The sequence below is a fragment of the Hanstruepera flava genome, from assembly GCF_023634025.1.
Classification (GTDB): Bacteria; Bacteroidota; Bacteroidia; order Flavobacteriales; family Flavobacteriaceae; genus Hanstruepera; species Hanstruepera flava.
This window is the reverse complement of record NZ_JALJCW010000001.1, coordinates 1,511,852-1,533,608: the sequence shown is the minus strand read 5'-3', so window position 1 is coordinate 1,533,608 and position 21,757 is coordinate 1,511,852. Positions and strand designations below refer to the sequence as shown.

General features: G+C 34.1%; 18 protein-coding genes and 1 tRNA gene. 15 read left to right on the top strand and 4 right to left on the bottom strand.

Features of this window, described 5'->3' with window-relative positions; translation table 11 throughout:
* Window positions 1–44 precede the first annotated feature (44 nt).
* The 6 genes from MTX13_RS07165 (at window position 45) to MTX13_RS07140 (ending at window position 8,728) form a co-directional block, all read left to right on the top strand.
* Complete coding sequence (locus MTX13_RS07165; RefSeq protein WP_250433783.1) at window positions 45–980, top strand: NHL repeat-containing protein; 936 nt, start codon at window positions 45–47, stop codon at window positions 978–980.
* A gap of 118 nt (window positions 981–1,098) precedes the next feature.
* Window positions 1,099–2,499: a hypothetical protein gene (locus MTX13_RS07160; RefSeq protein WP_250433782.1), complete on the top strand. Its 1,401-nt coding sequence runs from the start codon at window positions 1,099–1,101 to the stop codon at window positions 2,497–2,499.
* Between the two features lie 169 nt (window positions 2,500–2,668).
* On the top strand, window positions 2,669–4,318 hold the full coding sequence (locus MTX13_RS07155) for a tetratricopeptide repeat protein (RefSeq protein ID WP_250433781.1): 1,650 nt from the start codon (window positions 2,669–2,671) through the stop codon (window positions 4,316–4,318).
* Between the two features lie 120 nt (window positions 4,319–4,438).
* Window positions 4,439–4,594: a hypothetical protein gene (locus tag MTX13_RS07150; protein WP_250433780.1), complete on the top strand. Its 156-nt coding sequence runs from the start codon at window positions 4,439–4,441 to the stop codon at window positions 4,592–4,594.
* Between the two features lie 50 nt (window positions 4,595–4,644).
* Window positions 4,645–7,875, top strand: a complete 3,231-nt coding sequence (locus tag MTX13_RS07145; RefSeq protein ID WP_250433779.1) for a matrixin family metalloprotease — start codon at window positions 4,645–4,647, stop codon at window positions 7,873–7,875.
* 34 nt (window positions 7,876–7,909) lie between these two features.
* Window positions 7,910–8,728, top strand: a complete 819-nt coding sequence (locus MTX13_RS07140; RefSeq protein WP_250433778.1) for a T9SS type A sorting domain-containing protein — start codon at window positions 7,910–7,912, stop codon at window positions 8,726–8,728.
* Window positions 8,729–9,058: 330 nt separating this feature from the next.
* Here the strand turns inward: MTX13_RS07140 and MTX13_RS07135 are convergent.
* Window positions 9,059–9,132, bottom strand: a tRNA-Asn gene (locus MTX13_RS07135).
* A gap of 82 nt (window positions 9,133–9,214) precedes the next feature.
* Entirely contained in the window at window positions 9,215–10,537 is a 1,323-nt protein-coding gene (gene rseP, locus MTX13_RS07130; protein ID WP_250433777.1) for an RIP metalloprotease RseP, read from the bottom strand.
* A 167-nt stretch (window positions 10,538–10,704) separates the two neighbouring features.
* On the opposite strand from rseP, the gene MTX13_RS07125 reads away from it, so the two are divergent.
* From MTX13_RS07125 to feoB, 3 genes are all read left to right on the top strand, one after another.
* On the top strand, window positions 10,705–11,373 hold the full coding sequence (locus MTX13_RS07125) for an SCO family protein (protein WP_250433776.1): 669 nt from the start codon (window positions 10,705–10,707) through the stop codon (window positions 11,371–11,373).
* A gap of 61 nt (window positions 11,374–11,434) precedes the next feature.
* Window positions 11,435–11,668: a FeoA family protein gene (locus MTX13_RS07120; protein ID WP_250433774.1), complete on the top strand. Its 234-nt coding sequence runs from the start codon at window positions 11,435–11,437 to the stop codon at window positions 11,666–11,668.
* Window positions 11,661–13,760: a ferrous iron transport protein B gene (gene feoB / locus MTX13_RS07115; protein WP_250433773.1), complete on the top strand. Its 2,100-nt coding sequence runs from the start codon at window positions 11,661–11,663 to the stop codon at window positions 13,758–13,760. Before MTX13_RS07120 ends, feoB begins: the two co-directional genes overlap by 8 nt.
* 133 nt (window positions 13,761–13,893) lie before the next feature.
* On the opposite strand, the gene MTX13_RS07110 is transcribed toward feoB, so the two are convergent.
* Window positions 13,894–14,319, bottom strand: a complete 426-nt coding sequence (locus MTX13_RS07110; protein ID WP_250433771.1) for a hypothetical protein — start codon at window positions 14,317–14,319, stop codon at window positions 13,894–13,896.
* Between the two features lie 114 nt (window positions 14,320–14,433).
* Here MTX13_RS07110 and MTX13_RS07105 point away from each other — a divergent pair, with 114 nt between their 5' ends.
* From MTX13_RS07105 to MTX13_RS07080, 6 genes are all read left to right on the top strand, one after another.
* Window positions 14,434–15,093 carry a metal-dependent transcriptional regulator gene (locus MTX13_RS07105; RefSeq protein WP_250433769.1) on the top strand — a complete coding sequence of 220 codons (660 nt, stop codon included), beginning with the start codon at window positions 14,434–14,436 and terminating at the stop codon, window positions 15,091–15,093.
* The gene (locus tag MTX13_RS07100; protein ID WP_250433768.1) at window positions 15,074–15,889 is read left to right on the top strand and encodes a transporter; all 816 of its coding nucleotides are present in this window, start codon (window positions 15,074–15,076) and stop codon (window positions 15,887–15,889) included. The genes MTX13_RS07105 and MTX13_RS07100 overlap by 20 nt, the downstream gene beginning before the upstream one ends.
* 2 nt (window positions 15,890–15,891) lie before the next feature.
* Window positions 15,892–16,806 (top strand): metal ABC transporter solute-binding protein, Zn/Mn family, encoded by a 915-nt coding sequence (locus tag MTX13_RS07095; protein WP_250433767.1) that lies wholly within the window; start codon window positions 15,892–15,894, stop codon window positions 16,804–16,806.
* On the top strand, window positions 16,806–17,543 hold the full coding sequence (locus tag MTX13_RS07090; RefSeq protein ID WP_250433766.1) for a metal ABC transporter ATP-binding protein: 738 nt from the start codon (window positions 16,806–16,808) through the stop codon (window positions 17,541–17,543). The genes MTX13_RS07095 and MTX13_RS07090 overlap by 1 nt, the downstream gene beginning before the upstream one ends.
* Window positions 17,544–17,623: 80 nt before the next feature.
* Window positions 17,624–18,751: a metal ABC transporter permease gene (locus tag MTX13_RS07085; RefSeq protein WP_250433765.1), complete on the top strand. Its 1,128-nt coding sequence runs from the start codon at window positions 17,624–17,626 to the stop codon at window positions 18,749–18,751.
* Window positions 18,744–19,904: a metal ABC transporter permease gene (locus tag MTX13_RS07080; RefSeq protein ID WP_250433764.1), complete on the top strand. Its 1,161-nt coding sequence runs from the start codon at window positions 18,744–18,746 to the stop codon at window positions 19,902–19,904. Before MTX13_RS07085 ends, MTX13_RS07080 begins: the two co-directional genes overlap by 8 nt.
* On the opposite strand, the gene MTX13_RS07075 is transcribed toward MTX13_RS07080, so the two are convergent.
* Window positions 19,901–21,754 carry an energy transducer TonB gene (locus MTX13_RS07075; protein ID WP_250433763.1) on the bottom strand — a complete coding sequence of 618 codons (1,854 nt, stop codon included), beginning with the start codon at window positions 21,752–21,754 and terminating at the stop codon, window positions 19,901–19,903. The genes MTX13_RS07080 and MTX13_RS07075 overlap by 4 nt on opposite strands.
* Between the last annotated feature and the right edge of the window lie 3 nt (window positions 21,755–21,757).

Below are 21,757 nucleotides of genomic sequence, written 5' to 3'. Positions count from 1 at the left end.
TTAAAAAAGTAGCTTAAAATAGTTTTTTTACGTAATTTAAAAGCATGAAGCTGTTTAAAGTATTAATCGTTTTATCTTTTGTCTTTGTATCAACCTGGCAAGTACAGTCTCACCCGTCATGGGGAATTGTTGTTGATGAAAACGGTTGCATTTATTTTGCCGATGTTATGCACAATGGCGATGGTACCCTTTGGAGGCTAGACCCAACAACCAATGAATTGGAAGCTGTTTTTACCAATTTTCATGCCCATCATATCTATTTACATAGTCCAAACGAAATCATTGCGGGAATAGCCAAATGGCGATCAGGTGAGATTGAAGGCGAAGGCCATAACTATTTATTCAAATATGACACCCAATTAAAGAAATTAGATACACTATTGTTTACTGATGATTGGGACGAATATCATGGTCAGGTATTTTCAATGTCAAAAAATTTAAAAAACGTGTATTTTGCCATGAACAAGCAAATACACACAAAGCCACTTGATGGTTCTGTAAAACCATTGCTTGACAGAAAATTCGAGCGAATATGTACATTAGCTTCAGATACATCAGGTAACCTCTACATTTCTGATGCCAATTACAAACAAGGGACTCTTTTTAAATGGAATGAAACTCAAGGATTGGTTGAACTAGCCAACAACCTGATAGAACAAAACCCAAAACACCCCATATTTGAAGAAAAAAGATTCCAATTATTTTACGGTATTGCGTTCTCAAAATATAATAATCCGCTTATTACTGAATGTGCTGGCAGAACAATAAAAGAAATTTCAAACAAAGGCTCTAGTCTAATTAGGTACACTTCTAAAAAAAATTGGACTCCTAATGGCGTATATTATTACAAGGATAGATATTATATTATGGAAACCGGTTATGACAGTCAACACTTGGGTCCTCGCATCATAGTAACGGACTCTAATTTCAAAGTATTAAAAACATTAGAAATAAATTTCAATTCAAAAAAAGTTAAATAATTTAGAACTTGACCTCTTGTCACTTTTAATGTTATTTAACTTTTTGACGACTCTTTTTTTTACCGTAAGTTTATATGGTTATTGGTAATAATTAATGAGCTTCAAAAAACATCTTTTTTTGGTCATAGTATATGCGTCATGTTTTGGTTATGCGCAACAAGGTAATTACAAGTTTAATAATTTTGGTAATCGTTCAATATTATTAACCGGAAATGTTACTGGTAGTGTGTCTGATTTAGGACTAACGTATTACAATCCCTCATTCTTGGCAAAGGCAGAAAATGTGGGGTTTTCGTTAAATGCTAAAGCTTATCAGTTAGTAGATATAAAAATAGAAAATGTATTAAACGAAAATTCAAAATTAACAAGCTCACGCTTTAATGGCGCTTCAACCATGGCTGGTGGTATTTTTAACTTGTTGGGTACACGGTTTGCCTACTCTTACCTTACAAGGTCTAATTTTAATTTCAATGTTAATTATGGCAGCTATTATTTAAACGATAATATACTAGCATTATTTCCTGATGCAGAAAGACATTATGCCAACATTGGTTTAAACTCTAGAACAAAAGATGATTGGACAGGGTTAACCTGGGCCTATGCCTTTGATGATAAATTCAGTGTGGGAATTTCTGGTTTTGCCTCGATATACAGTTATAGTGGTGGTTCAGATTTAAGCCATACTGTTGAATCTACAGGTAACGAAGTTGCGTTTTACCAAAACACTATTAGCTTTAGACAAAAATCCTATGGGTTGTTTCTAAAAATCGGGGCAAGTTATGTGCTTAAAAACATTGAATTGGGTTTAAATATTAACCTGCCCTTCATTGAAGTTTACAATGAAGGTACTTATAGCTACAACGAGGTTGTTGCAGGTATGGGGCCTAATTACAATAATTTTGTAGATAATTACTTTGATGACCTTTCCGGTAAACGCAAAGAACCTTTTGGTATTTCTTTAGGAGCAGGAATACCTATCAAAAAAAGTAAATTACACCTCAATGTCGATTATTATAGCGGATTGGGTGAATATAAACGATTGGACATTCCTGATATCGATACTGGAGACACAAGTTTAACTCCTGTAAGTTTTAATGAAGAGCGTCGTGCTGTATTTAACTTTGGTGCAGGTATTGAATTTTACTTGTCGGAACAATTTAAGGCTTATGGTGGTTTTTCTACTGATTATAGTGCTTTTAAAAGCAGTGCCAATGTTTTTAATCTATCATCAACAGATAATAAAGATATAAATATTGGCTCTAATTTTTTTCACATGAGTTTAGGTGTTGACTGGAAGTTATCGTGGTCTAGTATAGTTGTGGGTGCAACCTACTCTAGCAGTTCAGACAGTTTTGCCAATCCCTATACCCTAAATGTTGATGGTTTTGAAATAGAGAATACCCTAAACCCTGAATTAAAATATACACGTTGGCAATTTGTAATTGGAATCGATATCCCTATTCTAGGTAAAAAAGTAAGCAACATATTTAGTAAGGATGACAATGAAGAGGAAAACTAATTACATAATATCTAAATAAATAGACAATAAAATAAAGTTGTCTACCTTTTTAGCTTGCTAAAACAATCTAACCTACAGAAAATTTCAAATTAAAAAATTGTACCCTATTTGAACCCTGCCTTTGTTTTATATCTAACAAATTTTAGTTTTATTTGTGAAGAGACTTGTCATGACCCCAACGTTGCTTAAAAAAGATATTTTATTATTTGCACTACTCTATTTTTGTAGTTACTTGTGTATTAGCGCTCAAAACTATGATTTTGATAAAGATAGTTTAGATTTTGAAGCGTTTTATAAAAATGGGCGTAGTTTTTCGCAAGATTACGAGAAAACAAAAGAATTTTTTGAAGTAGCTATTAGAAAGCTTGATACCCTACAAAATAAATATCCGAATAAAGAATTTATATTAAGACGTCGTGCAGACGTATTTCATAAGTTAGCCATTCCTGAAATTAATTCAGGAAACTTTGCAGAGGCTTTAAATTACCTTGAAGAATCTATTGAATCGAGAAAGCAAACCAAAAACCCTGACGATGCCGCATTTGCATATTATCTTAAGGGTATAGTTTGGGTAAGGCAAGATAGATATAGCAAAGTAAAGACAGCTTATGATTCGGCTTATGCTATGACAGAACGCCTTATAAAATCTGGAAAGAATCGTCATGCATTTAAAGCCAACTTGTTGAGCGCATATGCAGGGCATTATGCCAATGTAGATAGTATAGATAAAGCGGAGTTCTATTTTAAAAAAGCCATTAGTTATGCCGATTCTATAAACGATAAAAATGCGAGCGCTACTAATCGTATTCAATATGCAGAAGTGCTAATTGGTGAGCAACAAAACTATAGCGAGGCTCTTAAATTACAATCCAAGGCAATGGATCTCTATAGAGAATTGGGATATAAAGATGATCAGATGAATACGGCATCTGAAATGGCAAGAAGTTATAATGGTCTTGGAAATTACAAAAAAGCACTCCAACTAAAACAAGAGTTTATCGATCATTTGCGTGAAACTGGACGTAAAGATCGACTACTACTAGAGCTTGATAATTATGTTATTATCCTTGAAAACAATAAACTATTTAAGGAGGCACTTATACACCAACGAGAGCTAACAAACCTTAGAGACTCTCTTCGCAATGAAAAAAACTATAAAGAATTAGCTGACTTAGATGCCAAACTAAAATACGAATCCAAAAAGTCTTTAGATAGTTTGAATATCATTTCAGAACGTAAGCTTATTGAAGCTGAAAACGAAAAGAAAGCCAGTGTGCAATTTTGGATAGTAGTAACTATATTATTGACCATTCTTGGCGGCATAGCTTTTTTCTACTTAAAAAATAGACAGAAAATAAAAGAGCAGGCCTATCAAAATATTTTGCTTAATAATAAAGTTGCAACCAAAACTGAAGAAATTAACGAACTTCTTACTGAAACCATTCAGCATATAAAATCTAAAGAACGCATTGCTGAAAACCTTCAAAAATTGTCAAACGAAAATGAAGGCATCACGTTAAAAAGCATTATAGCAGATTTAAAAGCTAGTAAAGCAGATAATGCGAAATTAATGTTGATTAAACAAAATATTGAGCAGGTCAATTTTGAATTCATAAAACATTTAAAAAACCGACATCCAGAACTTACCAAAACCGATGTAGAAATTTGTTCCTTAATCCGAATTGGTTTAAGCCGAAAAGAGGTAGCAAATCTTCGTAATACATCGCTAGAAGCTGTAAAAACATCCCGTTTTCGTATTAAAAAGAAACTCAATCTCTCCGCAGAACAAAGTCTTGACGACTACATTAACTGCTTGTAATACAATTAAATAAAGTTTTGAACCCTATTTTGAACCCTATCCTTTTTAGGTTTTTAGGTTCCCCGTTCAATAGATTTGTTTTCAGAATCAATAAATACGTATTTGGAAAACAGCATCAAATTGAAACCACAAAAAAGAGATAAGCATAAACCTAATCAAGATGTTTTTGAAAAGGATATATCCTGTATTAAAATAATGCAAAACCAAGCCGATTTTTTAAAACAACATTTAGCCGAGTTAAAAAAGTTAAATAATAAAATAAAGGGAATAAAATAGTGTCCCATCAAACTTAAAATACAATAAAACCAAACCTAAATAAAACCCAAATGAAAACAAAACTACTTATTCTGGCCTTTCTAATTTTTTCATTTAAAAATTTTGCACAGCAATGTGGTGCCTTAATGGAACCTGTATCGCTTTCGCAGCGTGTTACAGAATCTACCCTTGTTATTGAAGGAGAAGTAATCAATAGCCAAGGCTATTGGGATGTCAATAATAAGAACATCTACACAGTGTACACTATAAATGTTTACACCAATATGAAGGGAAACAGTTCAACAACGGTGAAAATTGTCACATTAGGGGGGCAAGTTGGTGATGCAATCCAGGTAACTTCAAGTGAAGCCAATTTACAAGTTGGCACCATTGGAACCTTTTTCCTTAAGGAGTTTACGGGTAACTTAAATGTTTCGGGCACATTATACCAAATGGTAGCAGCCGCTCAAGGTATAGTTAAATACAGTAGTCACTCAGAAAAAGCTTCTGATGTTTTCAATACGTATAATTCTATTGAAAATGAATTATACAATAGCATTCAACTAACAACTGGAAGACGTTTTCAAACTATACAAGAACGACCTGCACTATCCAATACTAACAGAAGTCAGAGGGCAACACCTATTGTCTACAGTTTTTCGCCACTAACGGCAACAGCAGGCACTGAAACTGTGTTTACCATTACTGGAGTGAATTTTGGATCTAGTATGGGTAGTGTTGGTTTTTCCAATGCATCAGATGGTGGTGCAAGCCATATTAACGCTGCAGATTCACAAATATTAAATTGGTCTGATACCGAGATACAAGTAGAAATACCCTATTCTGCAGGTACAGGAAGTATTTTGGTAACCAATACCGATAACCAAAGTCATGAAACAACAGTTCCGCTTACTATAACGTATAGCCACCTTAATGCTTCTGGCAGTAGCGCTGTTTATCCATCCGTTTTGCAGGATGATGATGACAATGGTGGATATACATTTCAATACCACACAGATTTTAATACCAGCAGTGCCAAAACATATTTTGAGGCAGCTTTTGAGCTTTGGAACTGCGAATCAGATGTAAATTTTACGTTCAGTGGTACAACCACTACAGACGAATCTATAAATGACGGCATTAATATTGTTCGATTTGATAACGGTAGCGAATTGCCAACCGGAGTACTTGGGCAAGTAACCACTCGTTTTCTAGGAACGTGCCCAACGACCAACAGAGCCATTGTAAACGAAATGGATATTACCTGGAATGATAGCACGAATTGGTATTATGGTTCTGGAACACCTTCCATTTCACAATACGATTTTAAAAGCGTTGCCTTACACGAATTGGGTCATGCTCATCAATTAGGTCATGTTATAGATTCTGATGTCATTATGCATTACAGTATTAGTAATGGCGAAAGCAAGTATTCTTTGGACCAAAATGATATTGACGGTGCCGTTTACACAATGGGGCTTTTTACACAATCAGTAGGTTGTGGTATTTCGCCAATGACAGAAAACATACAATGTTGCGATGATATTGTTATAACAACACAACCACAACATACTACTGTAGAAGCAAACAACGGTACAGCTCAATTTACAATTGTAGCTGAAAATTATGATACAGTGCAATGGGAAGAGTCTATAGATGGAGGCGACACTTGGCTCACAGTAAATGATGGAAATGCTGATGGCACAACTTATTCAGGAAGTGAAACGACTACCCTTTCGATTACAAATGTTCCTGAAACCACAGACTTGTATTATCGTGCCATTTTAACAAATGCATGCAGCGATAGCCTAACTTCAGATGAAGCTAATCTAATGTCAATAATATATACTCAAATTCCAGATTCAAATTTTGAATCTGCACTGGAGGCTTTGGGCTATGACGATATTTCTGGTGATGGACAGGTGCCAACAGCATTAATTGAAGTGGTAACCTCATTAAACGTAAACAGTCAAAGTATATCTGATGCTACAGGATTAGAAGATTTTGTGGCTTTAGAAGAACTCTACATAAAAAGCAACAATTTAACAAATCTTGATCTTTCTACTTTGGTAAATCTTGAGCGTATTTGGGCGCTAAATAACAGCTTAATATCTCTTGACCTATCAAACAATCCATTAGTTAGAGATATACGTGTAGAAAACAATGTTTTAACCTCAGTAGATTTTAGCACCTTAACCCAATTGACCATTCTTCAAATAAATAGTAATGAATTAAATGAAATTGATTTAAGTAACAATACCTTGCTAGAGCGCGTTCGATTACAAGACAATAATCTTGAAGAGCTTGATTTTTCCAACCATCCAAACATTAATGAATTAAAAGTTAATAATAATAATTTAACTTCATTTAATGCCCAAAACGGCAACAATACCAATATTTCAAATTTCTCTGCATTTAGCAACCCGAACTTAAAATGTATTTTAGTAGACGATGCTTCCTACAGTACAGTAAATTGGACTAGTATAGATGCTCAAACTAGCTTTAATGAAACATCTTGCAATTATGTAATGGTTGATATCGATGTCCTTTTGCAAGGCGCTTTACTAAATCCTTATACTGGTGAAGAAACTTTAATGCGTGATGATTTAAGAGCTAATGGAATAATTGATAACGATTCTCCATACTCCGATGGTCAGGTCATTACCGAAACCATTAACCAAGATGATAATGGTGAAGATTCTATGGTAGACTGGATTTGGGTTGAATTGCGAGATGCTACAGATCCAACAATAGTTATAGCGGGACAATCAGCCATTTTACAACGAGATGGAGATGTTGTATCTAACGTGAATGATTTGTCAACTGCGCTAACATTCAACGTTAACCCAGATAATTATTATGTGGCTATATCGCACAGAAATCACTTGGGTATTATGACAGCGAGTGCTATAGCTTTAAATCAGTCTGAAACAACAATCGATTTTACCGATGCTAACAACCAAATCACTCAAGGTAACAACGCTCAAACTACCTTTGGCATGCCTAATAATGTGGTAGCCATGTGGGCTGGAGATGTAAATGGCGATGGAATTATTCAATATTCTGGAACAGAACCTGATACGCCTAGCATTTTATCTGAAGTACTAAACGATTCGGGTAATTTCTTAAGTTTTCCAACCTACACCATAAACGGATATAATAATTATGATACTAATATGGATGGTGAAACCCAATACTCTGGAACCAATCCTGATGTACCCTATATTTTACAGAACGTATTAGCGCACCCGAGCAATTTCTTGGGCTTCAGCACTTACCAAATAACAGAACAACTACCTTAAAAAAATGATACCTAATCTATTAAAAACAATAACAATGAAAACAATTACTTTACCTACAATTTTTCTAATAAAATTGAGCCTTTACACAATAAATATTAAGGCTCAAGATGGATATACATACACGTTACTCCATAATGGCGGATATGATTTTATTGTACAGGCTGTACCAAATAGTAGTTCCAATAATTTTGCTACTTCGGTGCAGAGTTATGGTTTTACTATTATTTTACCAGATGGTGTTACCATTACACAAACGTCTTCTTTAGGTAATGGTGCTGATACTACTTTTTTTGATGGCACAAACGTTGGAATGTCTTCAATTGACGGTTATTTAATAACTGAAACCTTAAGCAGTCCTATTGCATTATTGCCACCATCTTCCGCGACTAATTCTGATGTGTTCAGCTTTACGGTAAATGGTAACCCATCGAGTGGCGAATTATATATCCTGGAGAACAATTCCACGCTAGCCACAACAGTGACACCTTTAAAATCCTTTATGCAAGCCGACATGGTTGACGATAGTGTAACTATTTATACCAATGTTGTTGATGCTAATGGTTCTGCCGTATCTGGGATGAGCTCTTTTAGTTTTGATACACTAGGAATAAACACACATGTAGTTTTTGATGTGTCTATATCACCAAACCCAACAACAGGAATCGTAAATATTAAAGGTGTAGAAAACTTAAAAAAAGTAACGGTTTACACAATAAATGGCCAATTAATAAAATCTTTTACCAATAATCATAATATTCAACGTATTGATATTGGCACATTACCGTTAGGTATTTATGTATTGAATATCCACACAGAATCTGGCATCAAGAACATAAAACTTATTAAACGCTAGCTTGAAGCTTTCTATTTATTATGGGAAATTTATTAAGGAGTGGAAACACTCCTTTTTAATTGATTTAATTCCTATTAAAATTGGATAAAATCGTTTATTCTTGTTGTTTCATTTCCAACTGTTTTGAGTTAAACAATTGGCATACAAATCAGCTTAAAAATGGGATACCCAGCCTTTTGGAATGGGATACCTATAGGGATACCTTTTTTAGAAAAAAAGTTGGCAAGTTGACTGTTTGAGTAGTTTTGCATATAATGCAGTAAATGCAAGTATATCAAGCATTTAACTAAAAAAGCCTCTACATTTCTGTAAAGGCTTTCTGTTGTTAAGCTCCCCCTCTTGGGCTCGAACCAAGGACCCTTTGATTAACAGTCAAATGCTCTAACCAACTGAGCTAAGGAGGAGTGTTATTCGCTTTTGCGAGCGCAAATATAAAGTATTTATTATTTACTACAAATATATTAATTAAAAAATCTACTTAAAATTTTAATTAAATATAGCTTTATAAATATCATTGCCATTAGCAAATAATACCAATGCTATTAAAAGAATAAACCCAATAAGCTGAGCGTATTCTAAAAACTTATCGCCAGGTTTACGCCCAGAAATCATTTCATATAATAAAAACATAACATGACCACCATCTAACGCTGGAATTGGCAACAGATTTAAAACACCCAACATAATAGATAAAAAGGCTGTAATGGCCCAAAAAGCTTTCCAATCCCAACTAGGTGGGAACATATTCCCAATGGCGGCAAAACCTCCAACTTGTGAAGCGCCTTTTTTTGTGAAAATATATTTAAACTGCGCCAAATAATCTTTAATAGTCCAATAGCCTAATGAGGTGCCCTGAAATATGGCCTCACCAAACGAATAGTCCTTGTGATTGGTAACTATACGTTCTGTCTCCAAACTTACAATTCCGATGGTGGCATCTTCGGTTGGCTTAATCTCTAAATTTACAATCTTATTATTTCTTTCAACTCCAAGATTTAATGTGTTGTTGCCATTGCGTTTTAAGCCGTATTTCAAATCGGTAAAATAATTAACAGCCTCTCCATTTAAACTCACAATTTTGTCTGTAGGCAACAATCCAGCTTTATCAGCAGGAGAATCAGATGCAACCGAATCTAATTTAAATGGTAAACGAGGTGACATTGCAGGTAAATCACCAGCTTCAAATAATTGTGTGCCAATATCTTCAGGAACACTTAAATCTTCTATTTCTCCTGATTCGCGTTCTACTTGTATCGTATTAATATCTCTAAATAACAAATACGAATTAATATCTGTAACTTCATTAAAAGGCTTACCATCTACAGACACTATTTTATCACCTTGCTGAAAACCATATTTTTCCATAGTTTCCGATACACCAAACCCATAGGTAATATCATCTTTATTGGAGTAATCGGTTCCCCAAACAAATAATATCATCATATAAATTAAAAAGCCTAGAATAAAATTCACAATTACACCACCAAGCATGATAATTAATCGCTGCCATGCTGGTTTGGTTCGAAACTCCCAAGGTTGCGGTGGTTGTGCCATTTGCTCTTTATCCATACTTTCATCAATCATTCCGGCTATTTTCACATAACCGCCTAACGGCAACCAACCAATACCATAAACGGTTTCGCCAATTTTCTTTTTAAACAATGAAAATTTTATATCGAAAAACAGATAGAATTTCTCTACACGTGTTTTAAAAAGTTTAGCGGGAATAAAATGTCCTAATTCATGAAGGACTATAAGGATAGACAAGCTTAAAAATAATTGCGCTGCCTTAATTAATATAACGGTCATAAAATCTGTCTTCTTTTAAATAACGCACAAAAGTAGTGTTTTTTAACTCAAGAATAAAACATGAATCAAAGCACATTGGCATTTAACATATAATTATAGTCCTGAATTGTTTATTGGCTTCAAAAATCAATGTATTTTTGCAAAAGCAATGCCAACAATACTGCCTTATGCTATCGTTTTTTAAAGACTACAAATATTTCGCCATTGTATTTGCTATTATTTCAATTATAATAATTTCAATAATTTTTAATATTCTAAATGTTGATAAACCACTTCCTATTTATCAACCTACAATGGTAAACTCTGAATTGGTTGACAGCACACTTTTAGATGTAAAGAAATATCATAAAATTGCTGATTTCAGTCTCTTAAATCAAAATGGCGAAATTGTAAACCAAGACAACTATAAAGACAAGATTTATGTTGCCGATTTCTTTTTTACCACATGTCAAACCATTTGCCCAATAATGACCAATCATATGGTAGACATTCAAAATGAAATTTTGGATGATACTGATGTCATGCTACTTTCACATTCTGTAACTCCAGAAATAGACTCTGTGGCGCAATTAAAAAAATATGCTTTAAAAAAAGGAGTTAACGATAGTAAGTGGAATTTAGTTACGGGTGACAAAAAACAAATCTACGATTTGGCTCGCAAAAGCTATCTAGCTGTTAAAGATCAAGGAAATGGTGATCAATATGATATGATTCATACCGAGAATTTCATGCTTATTGATAAAAAACGGCAAATTCGTGGTTTTTACGACGGAACCAATCCTGAAGATATTGAGCGTTTGCTAAACGACATTGAAACCCTAAAAAAAGAATATTAATAGTTTTTCTACGCAAAGTTTTTGCCTTATTTTTGCTTCTTTAAAATCAATCTAAATAAGCTTGAAGGTGACTTTAGCAGATATTAAACGTGGTGAAAAAGGTATTATTACTGATGTTTCATCTATTCATATCCCTCTTAAATTATTAGAAATGGGTTGTCTTCCCGGTAATTCAGTTGAACTGGTCCAGGTTGCTCCTTTTGCAGATCCCATGTATCTAAACATTAATGGAAGTCATCTTGCTATTCGTAAAGAAACAGCTATTCACATTTTAATAGAGATTTCCAATGGGTAAACAAATTAATGTTGCACTTATAGGAAATCCAAATACAGGAAAAACTTCGGTATTTAATGCTTTAACCGGCTTAAATCAAAAAGTAGGAAATTATCCTGGTATAACAGTTGAAAAAAAAGAAGGTATATGTAAGTTACCTCGTGGAGTAAAAGCACATATCATAGATTTGCCTGGCACCTATAGTTTAAATGCTTCATCTCTTGATGAAAACGTCGTTATAGAACTGCTATTAAATAAAAAGGACAAAGATTTTCCCGATGTGGCTGTAGTGGTTAGCGATGTTGAAAACCTTAAGCGCAACCTTCTTTTATTTACACAAATAAAAGACCTTCAAATCCCTACAATATTAGTCATTAACATGGCCGACAGAATGGCCTATAAGGGTATTTCGTTGGACATTCCGTATTTAGAACAACAACTTGAAACGAAAATTGCTTTAATAAGCACAAGAAAAAACCAAGGTATTTCAGCCCTCAAAGATCTTATAGCAAATTTTAAAGAGCTATCTGTTAAGCCTTGTTTAAATGCTTCTGAAATTGATACCGAGTATTTCGATAACTTAAAAAAAGCTTTTCCTAATCAGTTATTATATAAACTTTGGTTGGTAATTACTCAAGATGTTAACTTCGGAAAAACAGACAGAAATGAAATTGATGCCGTAGCCGATTTTAAAACCAAATCTAAAGCCGATTTAAAACGTCTGCAGCAAAAAGAAACCATTAAACGCTATCAATTTATTAATGATACGCTAAAAAAGGGGCAGACTATAGATTTAAGTACGGCTAAAGATTTAAGAATAAAACTAGATAGGATAGTAACTCACAAAGTTTGGGGTTATTTAATTTTCGGTATTATATTATTGACCATTTTTCAAGCTATTTACGATTGGTCTAGCGTACCAATGGACTTTATTGATAGTACTTTTGCATCGTTTAGTGAATGGACAAAAAACGTCATGCCTGAAGGTGCTTTTACCAATTTAATTGCCGAAGGCATTATTCCTGGCCTTGGAGGTATTGTTATATTTATTCCGCAAATTGCCTTTTTATTCCTTTTTATTTCTGTTTTAGAAGAAAGTGGTTATATGAGTCGTGTGGTTTTCCTAATGGATCGCATAATGCGTCGTTTTGGTTTAAGCGGAAAAAGTGTTGTACCTCTTATTTCTGGAACTGCATGTGCAATACCAGCCATTATGGCTACTCGAAATATAGAAAGTTGGAAAGAACGCCTCATTACGATACTTGTTACACCGTTTACAACGTGCTCTGCTAGGCTTCCTGTTTATCTTATTATAATTGCATTAGTTATTCCTGAAGGGCGTGTTTTAGGATTGAGCTATCAAGCATTAACGTTAATGCTGCTGTATTTAATTGGTTTTGGAGCTGCTGTAGGTTCAGCTTATATTTTAAATAAAGTTCTTAAAATAAAAAGTAAAACCTTTTTCGTAGTTGAAATGCCTAACTACAAGTTACCGCTGTTTAAAAATGTTGCTTTAACCGTTATTGAAAAAACCAAGTCGTTTGTTTTTGGGGCTGGTAAAATTATTTTAGCTATCTCTATTGTGTTATGGTTTTTAGCATCCTATGGTCCAGGGGATAATTTTAATAATGCCGAAACTATAATTACCGAGCAATATGCTTCACAAAATATTTCTCAAGAAGATTTACAACAAGAAATAGCTTCATATAAATTAGAACACTCCTTTATTGGTATTACTGGAAGAGCCATTGAACCGCTTATCAGACCTTTAGGATACGACTGGAAGATTGGTATTGCCATTGTAAGTTCATTTGCAGCACGAGAAGTATTTGTTGGTACCCTTGCCACTATTTACAGTGTTGGTAGCGACGAAGAAGAAACTATTAAAAATAGAATGGCTGGAGAGGTTAATCCAATTTTAGGTGGTCCCTTGTTTAATTTCGCTTCAGGTATTTCTTTATTGCTCTTTTATGCGTTTGCTATGCAATGCATGAGCACTCTGGCCATTGTTAAACGGGAAACTAATAGCTGGAAATGGCCTACCTTACAATTAGTAATAATGAGTAGTTTTGCTTACATTGTAGCTTTAATTGCCTTTCAATTATTAAAATAATGAACATTGTTATTCAAAACATATTGGCCATTACAACACTTTGCATAGCCCTTGTATATCTGGTAACTAAATTCTTTTGGAGACCAAAACAATCTAAATCAAAACATTGCAGTTCAGGCGATTGTGGCTGTCATTAATCAGTTATAATTATTAATTGAAGATAATAATCAGCTTTATTAATCTTAAAAGTATATTCGGGATACGGTAAAACATTATAGATTTCTACTGTTAGGCTTTCGCATTCTAGAATAACTGGATAGTCATTTTGAAGATAAGTGCTAGGCGTAATAGTAGCTACTTCATTTTTAATTGTTTCACCATTTTTAGCGACTTGATATTTTACTTTAGCTTCTCCTGCCCTGACACAGTTAACATATTTTGGGCAACGTGAATCATTTGATACATCTTTAAACTCAATATCAAATTCTCCAAGCTGTATTTTATTACCTAATAAAAGTTTAGTAACAATTTTAGGGCTTTCAACATGAACATTTATAGTGTCTTGAGCACTTATAGCCACAGAAAGCATTAACATTAGTGTAAATAATTGGTACTTCACAATTCCATTTATAAGGTATTATACCAAAGTAATAAAAATTTGCAACTAAATTTAATTTAATTATATTTGAAAATATTTTTAAGTATACTTAAATTTTATTTAAAGCAAATATAAATGTCTATAGCTATTGAAAATTTCGTTAAAGCAATTTATAAAAATGATAAAAACGACAGCAATAATACAAAGCCTGGTAACATTGCAAAAAAACTAGGCATATCTAATGCAGCTGCAACGGATATGGCAAAAAAACTAGCTTCAAAAGATTTGCTTCACTATGAAAAGTATCAGGAACTTCAGCTTACCGACAAGGGAACGCAAATGGCCTTGAATATCGTAAGAAAGCATAGACTTTGGGAAGCGCTTTTATTCAAACTATTTGACATGTCATTACATGAAATTCATAAAGAAGCCGAATTACTTGAGCATCAGACATCAGATTTTTTGGCCGATAAGATTAGTGCTTATTTAGGTAATCCTAAATTTGACCCTCATGGTGATCCTATTCCTAATGCTCAGGGTGAAATTACAACTGTGGATAATTCAGTAGCCTTATCGCAAACAAAGGCTGGCGAAACCTACATCATTTCTAGATTAATGAGCGACGATAAGGAATTCTTTGATTTCTGTGCACTACATGGCCTAAAGTACGGCAATAGGATAATGGTTACCAACCAATTCCAAAACAATAAAATGACTCAAATTTCAATTAACCACAATACCATTTTACTAAATGAAGATTTCACTAATATTATCTATGTCAACGAGATTAATTAAAATTAAATATCAAATTATACTTGGGCTTTTACTATGTTCCTATTCTGTATCTTTTGCCCAAGAGGAAAAAAATTTAGGCGCTTTGGAAACTGACAGACCTGATGCGACCGAAGCCTCAAGCACAGTCCCTAAAGGCTTTTTACAGGTTGAAACTGGTGCCTTTTTTGAAACTTTTGAGCGTAACCAAATAAAGACCGAAAACTTTACCTATAATACTACATTAGTTCGCTATGGTTTGTCAGACAATTTCGAATTGCGTTTAGGATGGGATTTACAAGAAGATGTCACTCACAAAAACGGTCAGAAATTAGAAGATGTTTCAAGTGGATTTAGTCCCTTGTTGCTAGGAATGAAAGTTTATATTACTGAAGAAAAAGGGTGGATTCCAGAAATCAGTTTAATAGGACATGTTTTTCTACCATTTACTGCAAGCACAGATTACAGACCTGAAACTACAGGTGTAGATTTTAGATTTTCGTTAGCACATACATTAAGTGAGAAATCCAGTTTAGGATACAATTTAGGTATGGCTTGGGGAAATGATTCACCAGAAGCCAATTACATTTATACAATTGCTTATGGTTATAGTATTTCTGAAAAGTTTGGTGCCTATGTTGAATTATATGGTGACCTTCCAGAAGATAGTAAAGCAAATCATTTATGGGATGCTGGTATGACTTATCTGGTTTCAAATGATCTACAATTAGATATGTCCTTTGGAACTAGTATAACAGAAGGTCAAGATATATTATTAAGCGCAGGATTAAGTTTTAGAATTCCAGTAAATAACAATTAAAAATGAAAAAATTAACATTACTTATATTAACACTTTTATTCAGTATTTTAAGCTGTAAAACCGATGTTAAAGAGAATGAAAAGCTCAATATAGTTACTACAACAACCATGATAACAGATCTGGTTAAAAATATTGGAGGTGATGCCATTAACGTAAAAGGTTTGATGGGAAGTGGTGTCGATCCGCATTTATACAAAGCCAGTGAAGGAGACGTTTCAAAACTAGCAAATGCCGATTTAATTTTTTACAACGGATTGCATTTAGAAGGTAAATTAGTTGAAGTATTTGAAAAAATGGGCAGTCAAAACATTAAAACAATTGCTGTTTCTGATGCAATAGACAAAAGCACTCTAATTGGTTCAGAATATTTTGCTTCAAATTACGATCCGCATATTTGGTTTGACATTACGTATTGGGAGCAAGTCACGCAATTTGTTGTTGATAAACTATCTGAAGCTCTACCATCAGAAGAAAATACGTTTCAAGAAAACGGAAATCGATATCTTAAGGAGTTAAGTGATTTAAAAGCTGAAATCAATACAACAATCAATACGTTACCAGAAGATAAACGTATATTAGTAACGGCACATGATGCCTTCAACTATTTTGGAAAATCCTTTGGCTTTGAAGTTGTTGGATTACAAGGCTTATCAACGGCTACTGAAGCTGGTGTTCAAGATGTGCAAAAATTAGCAGCATTTATCATTGAGAAAAAAGTAAAAGCAATTTTTGTTGAAAGTTCAGTGCCAAAACGAACCATTGAAGCCTTGCAAGCTGCTGTAAAATCCAAAGGTCATGATGTTAAGATTGGCGGAACACTATATTCTGATGCTTTAGGTGATGCCGGAACCATTGAAGGCACGTATATTGGCATGTTTAAATATAACGTAAACACTATAGTTAACGCTTTAAAATAATGAGCAAAAAAACAGCAGTCCAAATAGACGATTTAACTGTAGCCTATAACTATAAGCCAGTGCTTTGGGATATTGATTTAGAAATTCCAGAAGGGGTACTAATGGCTATTGTTGGCCCAAATGGTGCTGGAAAATCTACACTTATAAAATCTGTTCTAGGTATTTTAAAACCAATTGCTGGAAGTGTTAGTATCTATGGTAAATCATATGAAAAACAACGTTCTCTTGTGGCTTATGTACCACAAAAAGGTAGTGTAGATTGGGATTTCCCAACAACAGCTTTAGATGTTGTTATGATGGGAACCTATGGCAGTTTAGGATGGGTAAAACGTCCTCGACAAAAAGAAAAAAAGGCTGCTCTTGAAGCGTTAGAGCAAGTAGGCATGTTACCTTTTAAAAATAGGCAAATAAGTCAATTATCTGGCGGACAGCAACAACGTATATTTTTGGCACGTGCTTTGGTACAAGATGCATCTATTTACTTTATGGATGAACCCTTTCAAGGTGTTGATGCAACCACTGAAATTGCCATCATCAATATTTTAAAAGCATTACGAAAAGCCAATAAAACGGTAATCGTTGTGCATCATGACCTACAAACAGTTCCCGAATATTTTGATTGGGTAACCTTTTTGAACGTAAAAAAAATAGCCACAGGGCCTGTAAAGGATATTTTTAATGATGACAATCTAACCAAAACCTATGGTATTAATTATAAAGTGAGTATACAAAAATAGAATTCCTGTGAAAGCAGGAATCTCCAATCTATAAACTAAAATAAACATAATAGATTCCGCATCAAGTGCGGAATGACAAAATGGACTTACTAGAATACATAGAACTCGTAATTAACGATTACACCTTAAGAACCATAACGCTTGGTACTGCTATACTCGGTGCTGTAACTGGAATGCTAGGAAGTTTTGCTGTACTACGTAAACAAAGTTTATTGGGAGATGCCATTTCACATGCCGCTTTACCTGGCATTGCTTTAGCGTTCTTACTAACTGGAGCAAAAGAAAGCAATACATTACTTCTTGGTGCGTTAATAAGTGGATTAATAGGGACGTTTTGGATAAGAGGTATTATTACTAAAACACATTTAAAATCTGATACCGCTTTAGGGTTAATTTTGTCTTTATTTTTTGGTTTCGGAATCTTATTATTAACCTTTATTCAAAAACAACCCAATGCTAATCAAGCTGGATTAGACAAATACCTATTTGGACAAGCTGCAACATTAGTGGAAAGTGATGTTTGGCTTATGGCAATTGTAACAGGTTTATGCCTAATTGTTTTACTCCTATTCTGGAAAGAATTCAAAATTTTATTGTTTGATAAAGATTATGCCAATACCCTTGGGTTTAACACCAAAACTATAGACATTTTAATTACCTCTTTTATTGTTTTGGCTATTGTTTTAGGCCTACAAACAGTTGGTGTGGTTTTAATGAGCGCCATGCTTTTGGCTCCTGCCGCTGCTGCAAGACAGTGGACAAACAGCTTGAGTATGATGGTGTTTTTGGCAGCGCTTTTTGGTGCTTTTTCGGGAGTTTTCGGCACGGCAATTAGTGCCACTCAAAATAACCTATCAACTGGGCCAGTAATAGTTATTGTGGCTTCAGTTTTTGTGATTTTTTCTTTTATTTTTTCACCCAATCGTGGTTTGTTGTTTCGCCAAATTCGGTTTATAAAAAATCGTCGTGATTTAGAATTGCATAAGACCCTATCCTTTATGTTCAATATTGCGAAAACACACGAAAATATTTCGCATCCACATACCATAAAAATCCTTAATAATTTTCAAGGGTACACCAAAGGCACGCTTAAAAAACTGGTTGATAAAAACTATGTGACATTAAATGGAAACATGTGGAGCTTGACTCAAGAAGGATTTGAAACGGCGTCTAATTTATATAACCAACAACTAAAAAAAGATGAGTAGCGCACAACTTGAAATACAACTCATTGCTAGTTTGGTTGCCATAGCCTGTGCTATTCCAGGAACGTTTCTGGTATTGCGCAAAATGGCTATGATAAGTGATGCCATTAGTCATTCCATTTTACCGGGAATTGTTGTTGGATTCTTTATCACACAAGACCTCAACTCGCCATTATTGATTGTTTTAGCCGCACTAACAGGTGTAATAACCGTGGTATTGGTAGAACAAATTCAAAAAACAGGATTGGTAAAAGAGGATACTGCCATAGGATTGGTTTTTCCTGCTCTGTTCAGTATTGGTGTCATTATGATTGCTAAAAATGCTAATGATGTGCATCTGGATGTTGATGCGGTTCTTTTAGGTGAATTAGCTTTTGCGCCTTTTGATAGACTACTCATTTCAGGAGTTGATGTCGGACCAAAATCATTATGGATAATAGGTAGTATTCTTGTGATTACTGTTGCGCTTCTATTCGCATTTTTTAAAGAATTAAAATTAAGTACTTTTGATGCTGGCCTGGCTGCTTCTCTAGGATTTTCACCAGTTATTATTCATTATGGATTAATGACTGTTGCATCTGTTACAACTGTTGGTGCTTTTGATGCCGTTGGAGCTATTTTGGTGGTTGCACTTATGATTACACCTGCAGCTAGCGCCTACCTTTTAACAACAGATTTAAAAAAGATGCTTTTCCTCTCTATATTTTTTGGTGTGTTTAGTGCTATTTCTGGGTATTGGGTTGCGCATTGGTTGGATGCTTCCATTGCTGGTTCAATAACCACTATTTTAGGTTTACTGTTTTTAGTTGTTTATTTATTTGCACCTAGCAAAGGTTTGATAGCCGTAATGTATCGTGAAAAACAGCAAAAAATTGAGGTGTCTCTATTGACCTTCCTGCTTCATTTAAAAAATCATACCGAAGAAAACGAACGCCATGTTAATCATTTACGCGAGCATATCAATTGGCAAAAGATAAGAGCCAAGACAGTTGTAGATTTAGCATTAAAAAACAATATGATTACCATAGATAAGCATATTGTTTCTTTAACTGAAAAAGGTGATGACTTTACCTCTCAAGCCATTGACTATATCATTACTAATGAAGATGCCCAAATTGAAGACATGAAAGATGACTTCTTTTTGTTTAGGGGTTAATCAAAAAAATCATTCAGTTTAACCATTTCATGTTTCAATTCTTCAATTGTAAGGGGCTTAAACTCAAAATCCAGTTCTGATATATCTTCAATTTTTGTTTCTTTAATACCCAAGTAAAAGGTGTCGTTTTCCTTTTTAATGGCAACCAAAACAATTTCTTCATCTTTAGGGACTAGTCCAAAATCTACTTGATTATTTACTGTCTTACTAGGCAAGATTGAGTTTAAAGATTTAAAGACCATTTTTACGTTTGCCCCTTCAGCATTCTTGATTTTAAACTTATATTTTATTTTATTTTTCCAACCGTTCACAAATCGGTCGCAATTAATCCAGCCTAAATTAGTATTAGAAAATGCATAAGAAGACATATCTGAAGAGCTGACTCTTACACTATCTTTGCTAACTATACGTTCTTCAATACCATTAATGTCGTTAATAATCACACTTGCCCTAGGCCTTGTTTTACCTTCCATCATCGTTTCAAATGGAAAGAAATAAGGGACAGTTACTACTTGGCCTCTTTGTAAAGCGGGTTGCATTTTAGGAAACGTTTTTAACACACGTATAGCTTCTCTTCCTAATGCAGCGTCACTAGCTCGTGTTCTAATATCGGTAATTTGCCCTTCTTCATTAATCTTGAAAAAACTGTTTACGAATACCTTTCCTGTTAAATTTAAATCTTCGGCGATTTTCAAATTGAACTTCTTGAAAAATTCCTCTTGAATTTTATCGTTAAAGCATTGCTTCCGTTCGGCATTGGTAGAAAATTCTTCACAACCAGGAAATAATGGTACATTTTCAACAATGTTAAATGGTACTTCAACATTAAAATCTAATGACTCTAGAGTCTCGGCTGTAATTTTTCTATTACCATTAGGAATCCAATTAATGTTACCATCGTTTTTTTTGCCCGAAAACAACTGCATATCTGGTTTGGGCTTGGTAAACGGAAAGGCTAACGAAATCTGTTTTTGCAGTTTTAGCTTTTTACCGTTTTTGGTAGCATTAATATAAAGCATTCCCCCTGTTTCCAAAGCTTCGCCATTTGATGTGGTTGATAAATTTCCTAAAAGCATATCAGAAAGCTTATAGTACTCTGTAACCTCTAATTGAACCCTGCCACGAACTAACCGATTTGTTTTCTCGTCAACAAAAGCATGTTTTGGTATTGTAATTGTCGTTCCCTCATCAAGGGTAAGGGATGTTTTCTCTTCAACATGTATTTCAATAACCTGTGGTTTCTTTTTAACAGCTTCAAAAAATGAATTCAGGGATTGATGTCTTGTGTTGACTGCATCTACAGGCTCATTTTCAATTAAAGAATCGTTTAGAATTGTGGCCATTTCTTCTGTTTCTTCAACTTCTTTTTTTATTGGATTTTGTTCTACCTCATTTGCTAAATCACTAGATTTCATATTGGAGATAGTAGGCTCGTCACTTTTTATCGTATCTGTTTGAACATTTAAAACTTCAATTTCTGGCGCAGAGGAAGTTTCTATTTTGGGCGCTTCTTCTATTTCTAAACTTATGTTGTCTTGAATAGGTGTGGGTTCGGAATTTGGTTTGTTGAACCATAAAGCTCCTACTACAATTAAAGCCAGAATAACGGTTCCTGAAACACCAATAATTTTCAACCATTTCGCCGTAAAATAACGTTGCCTAGCAATAGCGATATCTTCTTTTAATCCGGCACGCTTAATACCTTGAATTATTGTTTTCTGTTCGTTAAACAATTGCTTGAAATCGATATCCGTACGCAAACGTTCTTCAAAAGCTTGTGATTCGGAAAGGGTAAGCTCTCCGTTTAAATATCTTGTAATTAGCTCAATATGTTTTATATCTGTTTTCATGAT